Raw genomic sequence first — 15,377 nt, 5'->3', positions numbered from 1 at the left:
CATATGCGCTGCCCCTTTTGCGGCCATGAGGATACGCAGGTGAAGGACAGCCGTCCGGCGGAGGATGGCGGCGCCATCCGCCGCCGCCGGTCCTGCCCCGCCTGCGGCAACCGCTTCACGACCTTCGAAAGGGTGCAGTTGCGCGAGCTGATCGTCATCAAGACCGATGGCCGGCGCGTGCCCTTCGACCGCGACAAGCTGGCACGTTCCGTCCGCGTGGCACTCCGCAAGCGCCCCTTCGAGGAGGAGCGGATCGAGCGCATCGTCACCGGCATCCAGCGCCGCCTGGAAGTGGAGGCGGATAGCGAGGTCACCTCCCGCCGCGTGGGGGAGGTGGTGATGGAAACGCTGCGCGACGTGGACGAGGTGGCCTATGTCCGCTTCGCCAGCGTCTACCGCAATTTCCGGGAGGCGAAGGATTTCCGCGCTTTCCTCGGGAAGATCGAAGGCTCCTGAGCGTGTCGGACGACCTGGCCCATATGCGCGCCGCCCTGGCGCTGGCGGCGCGTGGCCTCGGCAATACCTGGCCCAATCCGGCGGTCGGCTGCGTCATCGTCGCGGCGGATGGCCAGGTGGTGGGGCGCGGCTGGACCCAGCCCGGCGGTCGCCCGCATGCGGAGACGGAGGCGCTGAAACGCGCCGGCGCCCGCGCCAGGGGCGCCACGGCCTATGTCACGCTGGAACCCTGCTGCCATTGGGGCCGCACACCGCCCTGCACCGACGCCCTCATCGCCGCCGGCATTTTTCGAATCGTCGTCGCATTGAGAGACCCTGATCCCCGCGTTGATGGCGAAGGATTTTCGCGCCTGCGGGCGGCTGGGGTGGTGGTGGAGGAAGGATTGCTGGCGGAGGAGGCGGCTCGACAAAATGCCGGCTTCATCAAGCGCCTGCGCCAGGGCCTGCCGCTGGTCACGCTGAAGCTCGCCACCACGCTGGATGGCCGCATCGCCACCGCCACCAAGGAAAGCCGCTGGATCACCGGGCCGGAGGCGCGCCGCGCCGCCCATGGCCTGCGCGCCCGGCACGATGCCATCCTGGTCGGCAGCGGCACCGTGCTGGATGACGATCCGGACCTCACCTGCCGCCTGCCCGGCGGCGTCCCGGTGCCCGCCCCCCGCATCGTCGCCGATGCCCGGCTGCGCATCCCGCCCACCGCGAAGCTGGTGCGCACCGCGCGCGACATTCCGACCCTGGTCGCCACCATCCCCGGCCATCCGGAAGCCGCCCTGGCGCCGCTGCGTGAGGCCGGGGTCGAAATCCTGGAAGTGCCGCCGGGGCCGGAGGGCCTGGCCATGCAGGGCATCCTGGCGGCGCTGGCCCAGCGCGGCATCACGCGGCTGCTGGCGGAGGGCGGGGCCGGCATCGCGGCATCGCTGCTGCGGGAGGGGCTGGTGGACCGGCTCGCCTGGTTCCACGCGCCGATGGTGATCGGCGGTGACGGCATCCCAGCTTCCTATCCTCTCCCATTGCCGGAACTCGCCAAGGCGCCCAAGTTCCGCCGCGTGGCGGTGCGCGCGCTGGGCGCGGATATGCTGACCGAATTCGAGCGTGAGGCTGGCTGAATGTTCACCGGGATCATCACTGCCCAGGGCGAGGTGACCTCCATCACGCCGATCGGCGAGGGGCAGGATATGCGGCTGACCGTGGCCGTGCCGGAAGGCTGGCTGGAGGGCGCGGTGATCGGCGCCTCCATCGCCTGTTCCGGCTGCTGCCTGACGGCGGTGGAACTGGAGCCCACGGCCTTCACCGTGGAGGCCTCCGCCGAGACGCTGACAAAGACCTCGCTGGGCGGCTGGCAGGTGGGGCGGCGGATCAATCTGGAACGGCCCCTGAAAATGGGTGATGAGCTGGGCGGCCATGTCGTCTCCGGCCATGTCGACGGGCTCGGGGAAGTGCTTTCCGCCACGCCGGAGAACGGCTCCACCCGGTGGCGCTTCCGGGTGCCGGCGGAACTCGCCCGCTACATCGCGCCCAAGGGCTCGGTCACCATCGACGGCGTCTCGCTGACGGTGAACGAGGTTGATGGCCACGAATTCGGCGTCAACATCATCCCCCATACGACGGAGGTGACGGGCTTCGGCAGGTTGCGCCCGGGCGACAGGGTCAACATCGAGATCGACATGCTGGCCCGCTACGTCGCCCGCCTGCGGGAGTTCAACGCATGAGCACCGTCACCACCCAGATCACCAATTTCCACGACTTCCTCAGCCCCACCGAGGAATTGCTGGAGGAAGCCCGGCGCGGCCGCATGTTCATCCTGGTGGATGACGAGGACCGGGAGAATGAGGGCGACCTGGTCATCCCCGCGCAATTCGCGACGCCGGATGCCATCAACTTCATGGCCAAGCACGCCCGCGGGCTGATCTGCCTGGCGATGGCGCGGCAGCGGGTGGAACAGCTCGGCCTGCCGCTGATGGCGCAGTCGAACGGCACCCGCCACGCCACCGCCTTCACCGTCAGCATCGAGGCGCGGGATGGCGTGACCACCGGCATCTCCGCCGCCGATCGCGCCCGCACCGTGGCCGTCGCCATCAATCCGGAACTCGGCCGCGAACACATCGTCACCCCCGGCCATGTCTTCCCGCTGGTGGCGCGGGATGGCGGCACGCTGGTGCGCGCCGGGCATACCGAGGCGGCGGTCGATTTCGCGCGCCTTGCCGGGCTGAACCCGGCCGGCGTGATCTGCGAGATCATGAATGATGACGGGTCGATGGCCCGGATGCCGGATCTGGTGGCCTTCGCCCAGCATCACGGGCTGAAACTCGGCACCATCGCCGACCTTATCGCCCATCGCCGCCGCACGGAACGGCTGGTGCGGCGGGTGGAGGAAGGCAGCGTGGAGGGTGTCGGCGGCACCTGGCGCGTCGTTGTCTATGCCTCGACCCTGGACCAGGGGGAGCATCTGGCGCTGGTGAAGGGCGACCTCTCGGGCCCCGCGCCGATGCTGGTGCGGATGCACGCCACCTCCCTGCTGCGCGACCTGGTCGGCGGCAAGGTGGAGGACGACCTGCATGCGGCGATGCGCGCCATCGCCGATGCCGGGCGCGGCGTGGTGGTGATGCTGCGAGACTGGCGGCTCGATGGCCTGTCGCAGCAGGTACGCGCGATGCGGGAACGCCGGCTGAACTCGCCGGAAATCCGCGACTATGGCATTGGCGCGCAGATCCTGGCCGATCTGGGCTTGCGCGACATCATCCGCCTGTCCGACAAACCCCGCCCCGTGGTGGGCCTGGAAGGCTATGGCCTGACCGTGGTCGAGACGCGACCGATACCGAAGGACAGCAAGTGAGTACCAAGGACGCACCGACGCGCGCGGCAAAAACCCTGAGCGGGGAGCCGCCGCGCATCCTGGTCATCCAGGCCCCCTATTACGGGGAGGTCGTCGGCGGGATGCTGGCTGGCGCCCGTGGCGTGCTGGAAGGCGTAGGCGCGAGCCTGGAGGTGGTCGATGTGGCCGGGGCCTTCGAAATGCCGGCGGCGCTGCGCATGGCGCTCGGCGCGACGGAGCGCTGGGATGGCTTCCTGATGCTCGGCTGCGTGGTGAAGGGCGAGACGGACCATTACGACTTCATCTGCGCCTCGGTCTGCCAGGGCGCGATGACGGTTGCTTCCGAATACGGCGCGCCGCTGGGCTTCGGGCTGCTGACGGTGGCGAGCCTTGACCAGGCCATCGCCCGGTCCCGCGCCGACCAGCACAACAAGGGTGCGGAGGCGGCGCATGCCGTGCTCGGCCAGGTCACCCTGGCGCGCCGCTGGCACTTCTCCCATTGGGCCCGCCGATGAGCGGCCAGAAGCCCAAGGGTCCGAGGCCTGCGCCTTCTGGCCGCCCGCGCACCGGCGCGCGCGTCGCCGCGGTGCAGGCGCTGTTCCAGAGCGAGCAGGCCGGCGAAAGCCCGGAGACGGTGATCGACCAGTTCGTCCGCCACCGCCTCGGCCCGAACGAGGCCGATGACAGTTTTGGCGAGGGCCGGATTCCGGAGGTGGATGCCAAGCTCTTCGCCCGCATCGTCCGCAACACCGCCGCCAAGATCGAGAGCCTGGACGAGACCATCGGCAAGGCCCTGGCCAAGGACTGGCCGCTGGAGAAGCTCGACCCGGTGCTGCGCGCCCTGCTGCGCGCCGCGGCCGGTGAGTTGTCCATGCCGAACGACCCGCCGGCGCGGGTGGTGATCAACGAGTATATGGACATCGCCAACGGCTTCTTCGTCGGCGACGAGCCGCGCTTCGCCAATGGCGTGCTGGACGCACTGGCCCGCGCCTTCCGCGCCGACGAATTCACGCCCGCGCCGCGCGGCTAATATGACGCTGCCCGCCGAGTTCGGGCTGATCGCGCGGCATTTCGCGCCCCTGGCGGGGCGCGGTGCGCTGGGCCTCGGCGATGATGCCGCGCTGCTCGACCCGCCGCCGGGGCGCACCCTCGTGCTGGCGGCGGATGCCATGGTGGCGGGCGTGCATTTCCTGGCGGAGGACCCGCCGGAGACGCTGGGCCGCAAGCTGCTGCGGGTGAACCTGTCGGACCTCGCGGCCATGGGCGCGGTGCCACTGGCCTATCTGATGACCACGGCCTTTCCGCGCGGCGTGACGCAGGATTGGATCGCGGGTTTCGCGGCCGGGCTGGCGCTGGACCAGGCGGAATTCGCCATCGAGCTTCTTGGCGGCGACACCGTGGCGACGGAGGGGCCGGCCACCTTCTCGCTGACCATCCTGGGCCATGTCGCGCCCGGCGCGGCGCTGCGGCGGGTGGGATCGCGGCCGGGGGATGATGTCTGGGTCTCGGGCAGCGTCGGCGACGGGGCGCTGGGGCTGCTGGCGCTGACCGGGCGCCTGCCGCCGGATCCGCACCTGGCCGATCGCTACCGGCTGCCACGGCCGCGCCTCGCCCTGGGGCAGGCGCTGGTCGGGCTGGCGCATGCGGCGATGGATGTCTCGGACGGGCTGGTGCAGGACCTCGGCCATCTGGCGCGCGCCGCCGGCTGCGCGGCGGTGATCGAGGCCGATCTGGTGCCGCTCTCGGACCCAGCCCGCCTTGCCCTGGCGGCCGATGCCGCGCTGCTGCCGCGCATCCTGACGGGTGGCGATGACTATGAACTGGTCTTCACCGCCGATCCCGCCTCGCGGGCAGCGGTCCTGGCCGCCGCCGGCACCACGCCGGCAACCCGCATCGGCCATATCGAGGCCGGGGAGGGGGTGCGTGTGCGGGATGCCGCCGGCCGCACCCTGGATCTGCAAGCGACCGGCTGGAGCCACTTCTGATGACCGCGACCGAGATGCAGGCCGAGCGCGCCATGAAGCGCGATGTCCGCCTGCTGTTCTTCTGCCAGGCGCTGATGAATGCCTCCGTCGTCGGCCAGGTCGCGATGGGCGGGCTGGTCGGCTACAGCCTGGCCACGGACAAGTCGCTGGCGACGCTGCCGCTGGCCTTGCAGATGGTCGCCACCATGGCGGCCTCCATCCCCGCCGGCATCATCTTCGCGCGCCTCGGCCGCCGCGCCGGCTTCCTGATGGGGGCGGCGGGGTCCTTCTGCGGCGCGCTGACCTTCGCGCTGGGCATCTGGCTCGGCGATTTCTGGGTCTATGCGCTGGGCGCGCTGCCCGCCGGCATCGGCTTCGGCATCGCCCAGCACTACCGCTTCGCCGCCGCCGAGGTCGCCAGCCCGGCCTACCGGCCCAAGGCGATTTCGCTGGTCATGGCCGGCGGCGTGCTGGCGGCGATCTTCGGGCCGGAGCTGGTGAAGCACAGCAAGGACATGTTCCAGCCCTTCCTGTTCCTCGGCACCTATCTGCTACTGGCGCTGCTGCCGATCCTCTGCGCCGTGCTGCTGACCAAGGTCCGCCTGCCGCCGGCGCCGCCGCGTCCCAAGGTGGCGACGCCGATCATCGACATCCTGCGCCGCCCGGCCTTCCTGGCCGCCGCCGGCACCGGCGCCATGGCCTATGGCACCATGAACCTGCTGATGACCTCGACGCCGCTGGAGATGATGGCCTGCGGCTTCGGCGTCGGCGCCAGCGCCACGGTGATCCAGGCCCATGCCGTGGCGATGTTCGCGCCCGGCTTCTTCACCGGCCGGCTGATCGCCCGTTTTGGCGCGCGGACCATCATCGCGGTCGGCGCGGTTCTGAACGCGCTCTGCGTCGCCGTCGCGGTGCAGGATGAGACCTTCTGGCACTTCACCGTGGCGCTGGTGCTGCTGGGCCTCGGCTGGAACTTCATGTTCACCGGCGCCACCACGCTGCTGGGCGAATCCCATACGGCGGAGGAGCGGGTGCGGGCGCAGACGGCGAATGACTTCATCGTCTTCGGCACCGTCGCCTGCACGGCGCTCGGCTCCGGCATCATCCACGACACGCTGGGGTGGGAGGTGCTGAACCTGATGCTGCTGCCGGCGCTGGTCTTCGCGCTGGGGCTGACGCTGTTCCTGCGGCCGAGGCGCGCCCGGATGGCGTAATATCGATGGCCCGAAACGCTGACACGTTTCAGGCCCCTCAAACGCCGGGCGCAAACCTCCGGTTTGCTTGGCTTCGCCGCACTTGCGGCGGCGGCCATTCGGCCGCTCGGACCGGTCAAGAGACCGGCCCGCCAGTATGAAGGAGCTACCCCTCCACCACGGCCACATCCAGCAGCCGCTCGATCACCTCGGGCTCCTGCGCCCCGGCGATGGCGTGGCGCCCCTGGACCACGAAGCAGGGCACGCCATTGATGCCGAGGCGATGGGCGCGGAGATTGTCCGCATGCACCGCCTCCGCCTCCGCCGCGCCCGACAGAAGGCGGCGGGTGGCGCCGGGGTCCATGCCGAGGCCGGCGGAAATCCGCACCAGCACGGTCAGGTCGCCGATATCCTGCCCCTCGCAGAAATAGGCCCGGAACAGCGCATCCACCGCATCCGCGGCCACCCCATGCCGCTCGGCCAGCCGCACCAGGCGATGCGCGTCGAGCGAAGGGGGGATGCGGCGGATCAGGTCGAACTGGAAGGCGACGCCTTCACCCCGACCAAGCTCCGCGATGGTGGCGTGCAGTCGGCGGGCACGGTCCTCGCCGCCGAATTTGCGGATGACGTAGTCCTGCCGCGGCACGCCGCCCGCCGCGATATCCGGGTTCAACAGGAAGGGCCGCCAGGCGATGTCGGCGGCGATGTCGGGGCGCATGCGCAGCGCCCGCCGCAGCCGGCGGGTGCCGAGGAAGCACCAGGGACAGACAAGGTCGAAGACCACCTCGATCTGCAGGCGTGCGCGGGGCGGGGCGAGGACGTTCACAGCGGCATGATAGCATCCCGCACCGCCGGAAGTCAGGCCACGCTCTGCGCCATGACTCCATCCTCATCATTGGCGGCCGTGATCATCACCTGCGCCAGCAGGCCATAGGCAGCGGCCCAGGCCTCCCGCACCTCCGGCGTGAAGGCCTCGCCCAGCCCCTCCTCCAGCGTGTCGAGCAGCGCGGCGCCGACCGTGTCGTAATGCGCGGGTTGCACGCCATAGCCGGCATGGCGCGCGCCAAGGGCGGAGACGGCGGGCAGCAGCCGGTCCGGCACCCGCAGATGGGCGACGACGAAGCCGATGGCCTGCATCAGCTTGCGGCCCTGCACCGCCATGTCCGTGTCCCGGAACAGGGGGCGCAGGGCCGGGTCGCGTTCGAACAGGCGGCGGTAGAAGATGGCCGCGGCGGGCTCGGCGATGGGGGCAACCAGGGGAAAGCTCGATTCGATCTGGGTGATCTGGGTCTGGTTCATGGCGTCAGGCTCCGAATGTCCTGCGCCCCAGCCTGCCGCCGGGCTGTGTCAGCCGGATATCGCGGCGTTGCGATGCCGTTCCGCGGCCGCGACACGCGCCTGCCACAGGCACAACAGCGGCGTCACGATCAGTTCCATGACCAGCGCTGCGGCCATCGGCAGGCCGGGCCAGCCCTGGTCCGGCAGCGCCGCAAGTCGCGCCAGGCCGCCGGCCAGGACAAGGGCGGTCAGCAGGCGAAAGCGGGCGGCGCGGCGGGGCAGGGCAGGGATCGTGCTCCAGAAGCCCAGCCCGATCGCCAGCAGCAGGCCCGACAGGTAGCGGAAATGGCTGTCAGCCGCGGCATCGGCCGGGGGGCCACCCAGCATCGCCGGACCGAGGAGCACGCCGGCCAAACCCGCGGCCACCGGCACGCAGCCGCCGAGCGCGACCGCCAATCGGATGGACAGAAACCGCGGAAGTTGCAAACCTACCAGCGTTGCAGGGGGTCGTAGGGGCGGACTTCGGAGGGCGGCTCGAAGGCCGCGCTGACCACATCGCCCAGGCCAAGGATCAGGGCACCCAGGCCGGCCACCGCGATCACCACGACGGCGGTCCGGATGAGGCGTCGGTTGCGGAGCGTGGTGGGGCTTGGCTGCATGACCGGAAGCTAGGACAGTCCAGGTGGGGACGTCTACCCAAGGTTGCGGCGACGAATCATTAACCCGGCAGACGGGTATCGCGCATAGGTTGCGTCCATTTACGCGATACAACCTATTTTGAGATGCGCGCTCATCCCTTAATTCATTGTAAATAAATGAGAGTTGCGCCACACCAGCTTTTACAACGCTGATGCGTTTTGGATGCGTGAGATATGTCCATGCGCGATCGCGATTTTCGTGTCACCTGATACGCCCCCGAAACCCTGCCGCCCATCATCACGAAATCGCGATGATATCGGATTGCAGCGCCGCGAGCGCCCGGGCCGTGGCGTCGCGGGCCGCGACCAGGGCTGCCAGCATCGCCCGCCCCTGCTTCAGAGCCGCCGCCTCCGTCGAGTCGAGGTCAGAGACCTGTTCCTCCGCATGGCCGATGCCGCCGGCGAACTGGTCATGCAACTCATCCAGGCGGTCGCGGATCTCCATGCGATCCAGGTTCGGAACGCGCAGCCACTCCTCCGCAATCGCATCCACCTCCCGCGCCATGCGGCCTGGCGCTGCGCCGCGGCCGGCGAGTGTGAGAAGCCGGGTGATCGCAGCATCCACCGGGCGCGGCGCGCGCGGAGGGCGCGCAGCCTGATTGCGTGCAGCCATGGCCATGAACCTTTCTGGGACTCGCCACGTATCATATTCTGGTTTTGTTCCCAAGACCACCGAAGCAGGACCACAGAAGCCGGATGCGGGGGCGGTCATGGCGGTTCGACGGCCGATCGGCGAAAGAGAGGCGCGGCAAACCTGGGAGGTGGCCGGCGCTGCAGCATGGCTCTCTCCCCCCGCAGCGAGCGCCACAGCGTCCCATAGATCGCTGCCGAGTAATACCAGTGGCCCGGTCTCTTGACCGGTCCGGGCGGCCCGGAGCGGTCACGCGATAGGGCCGTTGGTACAGTTCCGCTTCCGTATAAGTCCTCATTGAACATGACCCAAAAATTATCGACCCCCAGGGCGTTGCGTCACCGAAAATAATTGCATAACATGCGTGGACACGCAGAAAATATCAAAGTCAAAGTCAATCATCATGTGTTTTCAGGCATTTTTAATATTTTGCTTGATATTCATCATGTCGCTCGTTTTTCTTCCCTTTGCTGTTGGTGTCAAAAACCGCGCATGACCATATTTTTGGATTTCTTCCGGACATGAGTCGCGAAAAGAAGTTGGCGTCTGGCGAGGTCAGTGGGCTCGCGGTTGGGTCCGCGGCGATCCGGGTCGATGCGTCAGGCCATATCGTGGCGATCCTGCAGGGGCTGGGCATGTCCCTGGCGATTGCCAGCTACCAGGCATCCGTCGTCATCCTGGCATCGGCCACGGCGGATGGTTTGTCGGTGCTGCCGCGCAGCTTCGACAAGCCGATGGGCCTCGCCGCGTCCGGCGACCGGCTTGCCATCGCCGCCCGCAACGAGGCGTTGATCCTCGCCCCGTCCGGCGCCCTGGCCCCCGGTTATCCACGTGCGCCGAATGCCTATGGAACGCTCTGGCTGCCGCGGTCCCTGTTCTACACGGGCGAAATCGACCTGCATGATCCGGCCTTCGCCAACGGCGCGCTTTTCGCCGTGGCAACGCGCTTTTCCTGCATCGCCAGGATCGATGACGGCGCGAGTTTCACCCCCGTCTGGAAGCCTCCCTTCGTCACCGACCTGGTGGCGGAGGATCGCTGCCATCTGAACGGCATGGCACTGGATGAGGCCGGCGCGCCGCGCTTCGTCACGGCGCTCGGCGCAACCAACATGGCGGAGGGCTGGCGGGCGGGGCGTGCGGCCGGCGGCGTCCTGGTCTCCGTGCCCGATGGCCGCGTGGTCCTGGATGGATTGTGCATGCCGCATTCGCCGCGGTTGATCGGTGGCGTGCTGCATCTGCTGAATTCGGGCGCAGGCGAGGTTCTGCGCGTGGATCCGGCGACCGGCACCGCCCAGGTGCTTGCGCGTCTGCCCGGCTATGCACGCGGCCTGGTCGCGCGGGGCGACTTCCTGTTCGTCGGCCTGTCGCGCCTGCGCGACCGACGGGGTGCGGGCGATGCACCGCTGCCGGTCGAGCGTGGCCGGGAGAGTCTGATCTGTGGCGTGGTGGCGCTGGACCGGCACAGCGGTCGCGTGCTCGGCCGGATCGACCTGGTTGGCGGGGTGGATGAGGTCTCGGATCTCGCCTTGCTGCCGGGCACCGGGCGCCACGGCATCCTGAACCATGCGGATCCGGCACACCGCCTGGCACTCGCCTTGCCCGGCCAGGGCTTCTGGGCCGCCGCGCCCGACCCATCACGCATCACGTCTCTACCGGGAGCCTCCGCATGACCGATATCCGGGTCAACACCTATACGGCCGCCGCACAGACAACGCCCGCGATCGCAGCGGATGCGGACGGGAACTTCGTGGTGGCCTGGCACTCCAACAACCAGGACGGCAGCGGCAACGGCATCTACGCGCAGCGCTTCGATGCCGCGGGCGTTGCCGCGGGCGCGGAATTCCAGGTCAATACCTACACCGCCAGCAATCAGTTGAACGCCGCCGTCGCGATGGATGCCGATGGCAACTTCGTGGTGACGTGGGATTCATCGGGCCAGGACGGCAGCGGTACCGGCATCTACGGCCAGCGCTACAATGCGGCCGGCGTCGCGCAGGGCGATGAGTTCCGGGTCAACACCTATACAACAAATGCGCAGTCGCAATCCTCCGTCGCGATGGACGCGGATGGGGACTTCGTCGTCACCTGGAACTCCAGCGGCCAGGACGGCTCGGGCTATGGCATCTATGCGCAACGCTACAACGCGGGCGGCGTGGCTCAGGGCGCCGAGTTCCGTGTCAACACATTTACAACTGGGAGCCAGTCGAGCCCCGATGTCGCAATGGATGCCGATGGCGATTTCGTCGTCGTCTGGCACTCGGCGGGTCAGGATGGCAGCGGCACCGGGGTTTTCGCGCAACGTTACAACGCGGCGGGCGTGGCGCAGGGCGACGAGTTCCAGGTCAATACCTATACCGCCGGCAACCAGCAGTCCGCCGATGTCGCCATGGACGCAGACGGCAACTTCGTCGTCGTCTGGAACTCCGCCGGCCAGGATGGGGACCTGGGTGGCGTCTATGCGCAGCGCTACAACGCCGCCGGTGTCGCGCAGGGCGCGGAGTTCCAGGTCAACAGCTATACCACCAGCTCACAGCAGGCGCCGAGCGTCTCCGTCGATGCGGATGGCGACTTCATCGTTACCTGGCAATCGAATCTCCAGGATGGTGCGGGCTATGGCATCTACGCACAGCGCTATGATGCGGCCGGCACGGCCGTGGGTGGCGAATTCCTGGTCAACGCCTATACGAGATCGAATCAGAGCCTGCCGGACGTCGTTCTGCGGGAGAATGGCGATGCCGTCGTCGTATGGACATCGAACGGACAGGATGGCGATAACAACGGCATCTTCCTGGCCATCCCGGCCGAGCCTATCGCCGTTGAGGTTGTCGCACCGGTCACGATAACGGATATCCAGGTCAACACCCATACGGCAGACGCGCAGTCCTCGCCGGCGATGGCAGCGGACGCGGACGGGAACTTCGTGGTTGCCTGGCAGTCCTCGAACCAGGACGGCAACCTCAACGGCATCTTCGCGCAGCGCTTCGATGCCGCCGGCGTCGCCACGGGCGCGGAGTTCCAGGTCAATACCTACACCACCAGCAATCAATCGAACGCCGCCGTCGCGATGGATGCCGATGGCAATTTCGTGGTGACGTGGGATTCATCCGGCCAGGACGGCGCCAGCACCGGCGTCTACGGTCAGCGCTACAACGCGGCCGGCGTTGCGCAGGGGAGCGAGTTCCGCGTCAACACCTACACGACGAATGCGCAGTCGCTCTCCTCCGTCGCGATGGACGCAGACGGGGACTTCGTCGTCACCTGGGGCTCCAACGGCCAGGACGGCTCGGGCTATGGCATCTATGCACAACGCTACAACGCGGCCGGCGTAGCGCAGGGCGCCGAGTTCCAAGTCAATACCTTTACGGATGGTACCCAGGGCCTTGCCGAGGTGGCCATGGATGCCGATGGCAATTTCGTCGTCGTCTGGCATTCCGCGAACAACCAGGATGGCAGCGGCACCGGGGTTTTCGCGCAACGCTACAACGCGGCGGGCGTGGCGCAGGGCAGCGAGTTCCAGGTCAATACCTATACCACCGGCGCTCAGCAGAGTGCTGATGTCGCCATGGACGCGGATGGCAACTTCGTCATCGTCTGGCAGTCATCACTGCAGGATGGCAGCACCGACGGTGTCTTCGCGCAGCGCTACAATGCGGCGGGCGTGGCGCAAGGCGGCGAGTTCCAGGTCAATATCAGTACGGAAGGCGCCCAGAATAACGCCGCCGTCGCGATGGATGCCGATGGCGCCTTCGTCATCTCCTGGGCCGGCGTCGATGACAGCGGAACCGGAGTCTTCGCACAGCGCTACACCGCGGACGGGGTCGCGGTAGGCGGCGAGTTCCGGCTCAATTCCTACACGCTGTCGACGCAAGGCGCGGTCGCTGTCGCCCTGCAGGCGGATGGCGATATCATCGCTGCCTGGCACTCGACAAACCAGGACGGTAGCAACAACGGCATCTTCATGGCCGTTGCCGCCGAACCGCTGGCGGGCGCGATCAACCGGCTGGATGGAAACACCACCACGCTGACCGCCCAGCCTGTCCGGCCGCTGGACACCGACATGACGGTCGAAGTGACGTCGGGGACCATGTCCGCGTCGAACTGGAACGGCGCCACGCTGACCGTCAACCGCATCGCTAACGACGCGCCTGCGGGTGGGCCGACCGACATCTATGCATTCCTCGACCGGGGCCTCTTCGAGGTGGAGACGGATGGCGTCGGCTTCGGCGGGGTGAATGCGGGGTCCATCGCCGATGCCATCGCCAACCAGGGTGACACCACCGGGCTGCTGGTTTCGATCGCCAACGACCTTCCCTTCGCCCGCTACTACTACAGCTACGCCACAGGCACGCTGACCATCGAGTTCGGGCTGGCCGCCTCGGGCGACGCCAGCATCACCGGGACCCCGACCCAGGCGCTGGTCGAGGACGTGATCCAGCACATTGCCTACGGCAATGCGACGCTGACCAGCGATGCCACCATCCGCTTTGCGCTGAACGACACCGCCCATGTCGTCACGGCCGATGTCAACGTCCTGCGCGGCGCCAGCACGCCCATCACCGTCGCTCGTCCGGACGACGATGCGGATGGCGATCCGGCTGCCGGTTTCTCCTTGCGTGAGGCGCTGGCGCAGGGTCTGGCGCAAGCCACCGGGGACACCATCACCCTCGACGGCATTGCCGACGGCACCATCCTGACGCTGACCGGCAGCACCGCGGTACTGGCGGCCGGCGACCTCATCGCGCTGGCCACCAACGCCGTCACGATTGCCGGTGATGCCGGCGGTTCGCTCACCCTCGGCGGCAATGTCGGGGTCGATGTGACCGATGGCGGTATGCTCACCTTGGCGGCCGCGCTTCTTGGCGCCTTCGATCTGACCAAGACCGGGGATGGCACGCTGGTCCTCTCCGATACCGGAAACGAGTCCGCATGGACCGGCGGCCTGACCATCGCCTCCGGCGTGTTGTCTGTCGCCGATGACGATGCCCTCTCGGCCGGTACCGTGACGCTTGCAGCCGGGACAACCTTCGCCATCACGGCGGCCACGGCCATCGACAATGCGGTCGCGCTCAATGGCGATGCAACCATTCGTGCCGATGCGGATGTGAGCCTGAGCGGCCTGCTGTCGGGCGGCGCGGCGCTGACCAAGACGGGCACCGGCACGCTGGTCCTGTCCGGCACAGCCACCTATTCGGGAACGACGACCGTCGGTGAGGGGCTGCTCCAGGTTGACGGTGTCCTGGCAAATACCGGCGAGGTGATCGTTGCCTCCGGTGCGACATTGAGTGGCAACGGCACGATCGGCACGGCGGGTGCGTCCGGCGCGGTTACTGTCCAGGCCGGCGGCACGATCGGGGCCGGCGCCAGCCCGGGCATACTCGTGCTCGAGAACGGCCTGACGATTGATGAGGGTGGAACACTCTCGGTCGAGATCGAGGGGATGACTCGCGGCACCGAATACGACGTGATCCAGGTCACCGGATCCGTGAGTCTCGGCGGGGCGAATCTGTCCATTGACATCGGGGCCTTCACGCCGGCACCTGGCACAACCTTCATCGTCATCGACAATGATGGCGACGATGCGATCGTTGGCACGGTTCAGGTGGGCGGCGAAGTCCGGGCCGAGGGCGCGACCTTCCTCGTCGGCGCGCAGACCTTCCAGATCAGCTATCTGGCGGGCAGCGGAAATGACCTCGGCCTCACGGTCCTGAATACCGCGCCCATCATCACCTCCGCCACGACGGCCAGCGTGGTGGAGAATACGACGTTCGCCTATCAGGCGACGGTGACGGATCCTGACGGAACCGCACTCACCTGGTCGCTGTCGGGTGACGATGCGGACCGTTTCACCATCGACGAAGCCACCGGACTTGTCTCGTTCCTCGCAGCGCCGGATTTCGAGGCGCCTGGTGACGCCGATTCCGACAACGCCTACGAGATCATCGTCACGGTTTCCGATGGTGATCTGACGCAGGCGCAGGCGCTGACCATCTCCGTGACGAACGTGGCCGAGACGATCGTCGGGACGGATGCTTCGGAGTCCATCGTCACCGGAGACGGCGATGACTGGATCGATGGCAAGGCCGGCGACGACACGCTGATCGGCGGGTCGGGCGATGATACGCTGGATGGCGGGCGGGGTGCCGACAGCCTGGCGGGCGGGGATGGCGACGACACCTATGTGGTGGATGACCTCGGCGACATCGTGGTCGAGGAAGCCGGTGGCGGCTACGACCGCGTCATATCCGGGATCGACTGGACACTTGGCGCCGAGCTCGAGCGCCTCAGCCTGTCGGGTTCCGCCGACCTCAACGGCACGGGCAATGCGCTGGCCAACCGGCTGGACGG

15 protein-coding genes are annotated in these 15,377 nt (G+C 68.0%); 10 read left to right on the top strand and 5 right to left on the bottom strand.

Annotation, left to right across the window (positions count from 1 at the left end; genetic code table 11):
- Positions 1-3: 3 nt before the first annotated feature.
- From nrdR to JJQ90_RS19015, 8 genes are read left to right on the top strand one after another with little or no spacing between them, the layout of a single operon-like run.
- On the top strand, positions 4-456 hold the full coding sequence (gene nrdR / locus JJQ90_RS19050; protein WP_216877852.1) for a transcriptional regulator NrdR: 453 nt from the start codon (positions 4-6) through the stop codon (positions 454-456).
- Positions 457-458: 2 nt separating this feature from the next.
- Positions 459-1,562: a bifunctional diaminohydroxyphosphoribosylaminopyrimidine deaminase/5-amino-6-(5-phosphoribosylamino)uracil reductase RibD gene (gene ribD, locus JJQ90_RS19045; protein WP_457851891.1), complete on the top strand. Its 1,104-nt coding sequence runs from the start codon at positions 459-461 to the stop codon at positions 1,560-1,562.
- Positions 1,563-2,165: a riboflavin synthase gene (locus JJQ90_RS19040; RefSeq protein ID WP_216877851.1), complete on the top strand. Its 603-nt coding sequence runs from the start codon at positions 1,563-1,565 to the stop codon at positions 2,163-2,165. It abuts the gene before it with no gap.
- Entirely contained in the window at positions 2,162-3,289 is a 1,128-nt protein-coding gene (gene ribB, locus JJQ90_RS19035; RefSeq protein ID WP_216877850.1) for a 3,4-dihydroxy-2-butanone-4-phosphate synthase, read from the top strand. Before JJQ90_RS19040 ends, ribB begins: the two co-directional genes overlap by 4 nt.
- The gene (gene ribH, locus JJQ90_RS19030) at positions 3,286-3,783 is read left to right on the top strand and encodes a 6,7-dimethyl-8-ribityllumazine synthase (protein WP_216877849.1); all 498 of its coding nucleotides are present in this window, start codon (positions 3,286-3,288) and stop codon (positions 3,781-3,783) included. Before ribB ends, ribH begins: the two co-directional genes overlap by 4 nt.
- Positions 3,780-4,298 (top strand): transcription antitermination factor NusB, encoded by a 519-nt coding sequence (gene nusB, locus JJQ90_RS19025; protein WP_216877848.1) that lies wholly within the window; start codon positions 3,780-3,782, stop codon positions 4,296-4,298. Before ribH ends, nusB begins: the two co-directional genes overlap by 4 nt.
- A 1-nt stretch (position 4,299) precedes the next feature.
- Entirely contained in the window at positions 4,300-5,253 is a 954-nt protein-coding gene (gene thiL / locus JJQ90_RS19020; protein WP_216877847.1) for a thiamine-phosphate kinase, read from the top strand.
- Positions 5,253-6,446 (top strand): MFS transporter, encoded by a 1,194-nt coding sequence (locus tag JJQ90_RS19015; protein WP_216877846.1) that lies wholly within the window; start codon positions 5,253-5,255, stop codon positions 6,444-6,446. Before thiL ends, JJQ90_RS19015 begins: the two co-directional genes overlap by 1 nt.
- A 145-nt stretch (positions 6,447-6,591) precedes the next feature.
- Here JJQ90_RS19015 and JJQ90_RS19010 read toward each other — a convergent pair whose 3' ends face one another.
- From JJQ90_RS19010 to JJQ90_RS18990, 5 genes are all read right to left on the bottom strand, one after another.
- Complete coding sequence (locus JJQ90_RS19010; protein ID WP_216877845.1) at positions 6,592-7,251, bottom strand: DsbA family oxidoreductase; 660 nt, start codon at positions 7,249-7,251, stop codon at positions 6,592-6,594.
- 32 nt (positions 7,252-7,283) lie between these two features.
- Positions 7,284-7,724 carry a globin family protein gene (locus JJQ90_RS19005; protein WP_216877844.1) on the bottom strand — a complete coding sequence of 147 codons (441 nt, stop codon included), beginning with the start codon at positions 7,722-7,724 and terminating at the stop codon, positions 7,284-7,286.
- A 48-nt stretch (positions 7,725-7,772) separates the two neighbouring features.
- A complete protein-coding gene (locus JJQ90_RS19000) occupies positions 7,773-8,159 on the bottom strand; it encodes a DUF4345 domain-containing protein (protein ID WP_268958676.1) in 387 nt (128 codons plus the stop codon).
- A 32-nt stretch (positions 8,160-8,191) separates the two neighbouring features.
- Positions 8,192-8,362, bottom strand: a complete 171-nt coding sequence (locus JJQ90_RS18995) for a hypothetical protein (RefSeq protein ID WP_216878182.1) — start codon at positions 8,360-8,362, stop codon at positions 8,192-8,194.
- 277 nt (positions 8,363-8,639) lie between these two features.
- Positions 8,640-9,014, bottom strand: a complete 375-nt coding sequence (locus JJQ90_RS18990; protein ID WP_216877843.1) for a hypothetical protein — start codon at positions 9,012-9,014, stop codon at positions 8,640-8,642.
- 539 nt (positions 9,015-9,553) lie between these two features.
- Between JJQ90_RS18990 and JJQ90_RS18985 the strand changes: the two genes are divergently transcribed.
- Together JJQ90_RS18985 and JJQ90_RS27510 are read left to right on the top strand one after the other, a co-directional pair.
- Positions 9,554-10,702 carry a TIGR03032 family protein gene (locus tag JJQ90_RS18985; RefSeq protein WP_268958675.1) on the top strand — a complete coding sequence of 383 codons (1,149 nt, stop codon included), beginning with the start codon at positions 9,554-9,556 and terminating at the stop codon, positions 10,700-10,702.
- A partial coding sequence (locus tag JJQ90_RS27510) for a beta strand repeat-containing protein (protein WP_216877841.1) occupies positions 10,699-15,377 on the top strand: 4,679 nt, incomplete at its 3' end. The genes JJQ90_RS18985 and JJQ90_RS27510, both read left to right, overlap by 4 nt.

The organism is Falsiroseomonas oleicola, assembly GCF_019029495.1.
GTDB lineage: Bacteria > Pseudomonadota > Alphaproteobacteria > Acetobacterales > Acetobacteraceae > Falsiroseomonas > Falsiroseomonas oleicola.
The sequence above is the reverse complement of the archived record's forward strand: the minus strand, read 5'-3'. Positions and strand labels throughout refer to the sequence as shown.

Coding starts and splice junctions, on each gene's coding strand:
- nrdR (WP_216877852.1), top strand. CDS start 4: ATGCGCTGCCCCTTTTGCGGCCATGAGGATACGCAGGTGAAGGACAGC.
- JJQ90_RS19040 (WP_216877851.1), top strand. CDS start 1,563: ATGTTCACCGGGATCATCACTGCCCAGGGCGAGGTGACCTCCATCACG.
- ribB (WP_216877850.1), top strand. CDS start 2,162: ATGAGCACCGTCACCACCCAGATCACCAATTTCCACGACTTCCTCAGC.
- nusB (WP_216877848.1), top strand. CDS start 3,780: ATGAGCGGCCAGAAGCCCAAGGGTCCGAGGCCTGCGCCTTCTGGCCGC.
- thiL (WP_216877847.1), top strand. CDS start 4,300: ATGACGCTGCCCGCCGAGTTCGGGCTGATCGCGCGGCATTTCGCGCCC.
- JJQ90_RS19015 (WP_216877846.1), top strand. CDS start 5,253: ATGACCGCGACCGAGATGCAGGCCGAGCGCGCCATGAAGCGCGATGTC.
- JJQ90_RS19005 (WP_216877844.1), bottom strand. CDS start 7,724: ATGAACCAGACCCAGATCACCCAGATCGAATCGAGCTTTCCCCTGGTT.
- JJQ90_RS18995 (WP_216878182.1), bottom strand. CDS start 8,362: ATGCAGCCAAGCCCCACCACGCTCCGCAACCGACGCCTCATCCGGACC.
- JJQ90_RS18990 (WP_216877843.1), bottom strand. CDS start 9,014: ATGGCTGCACGCAATCAGGCTGCGCGCCCTCCGCGCGCGCCGCGCCCG.
- JJQ90_RS18985 (WP_268958675.1), top strand. CDS start 9,554: ATGAGTCGCGAAAAGAAGTTGGCGTCTGGCGAGGTCAGTGGGCTCGCG.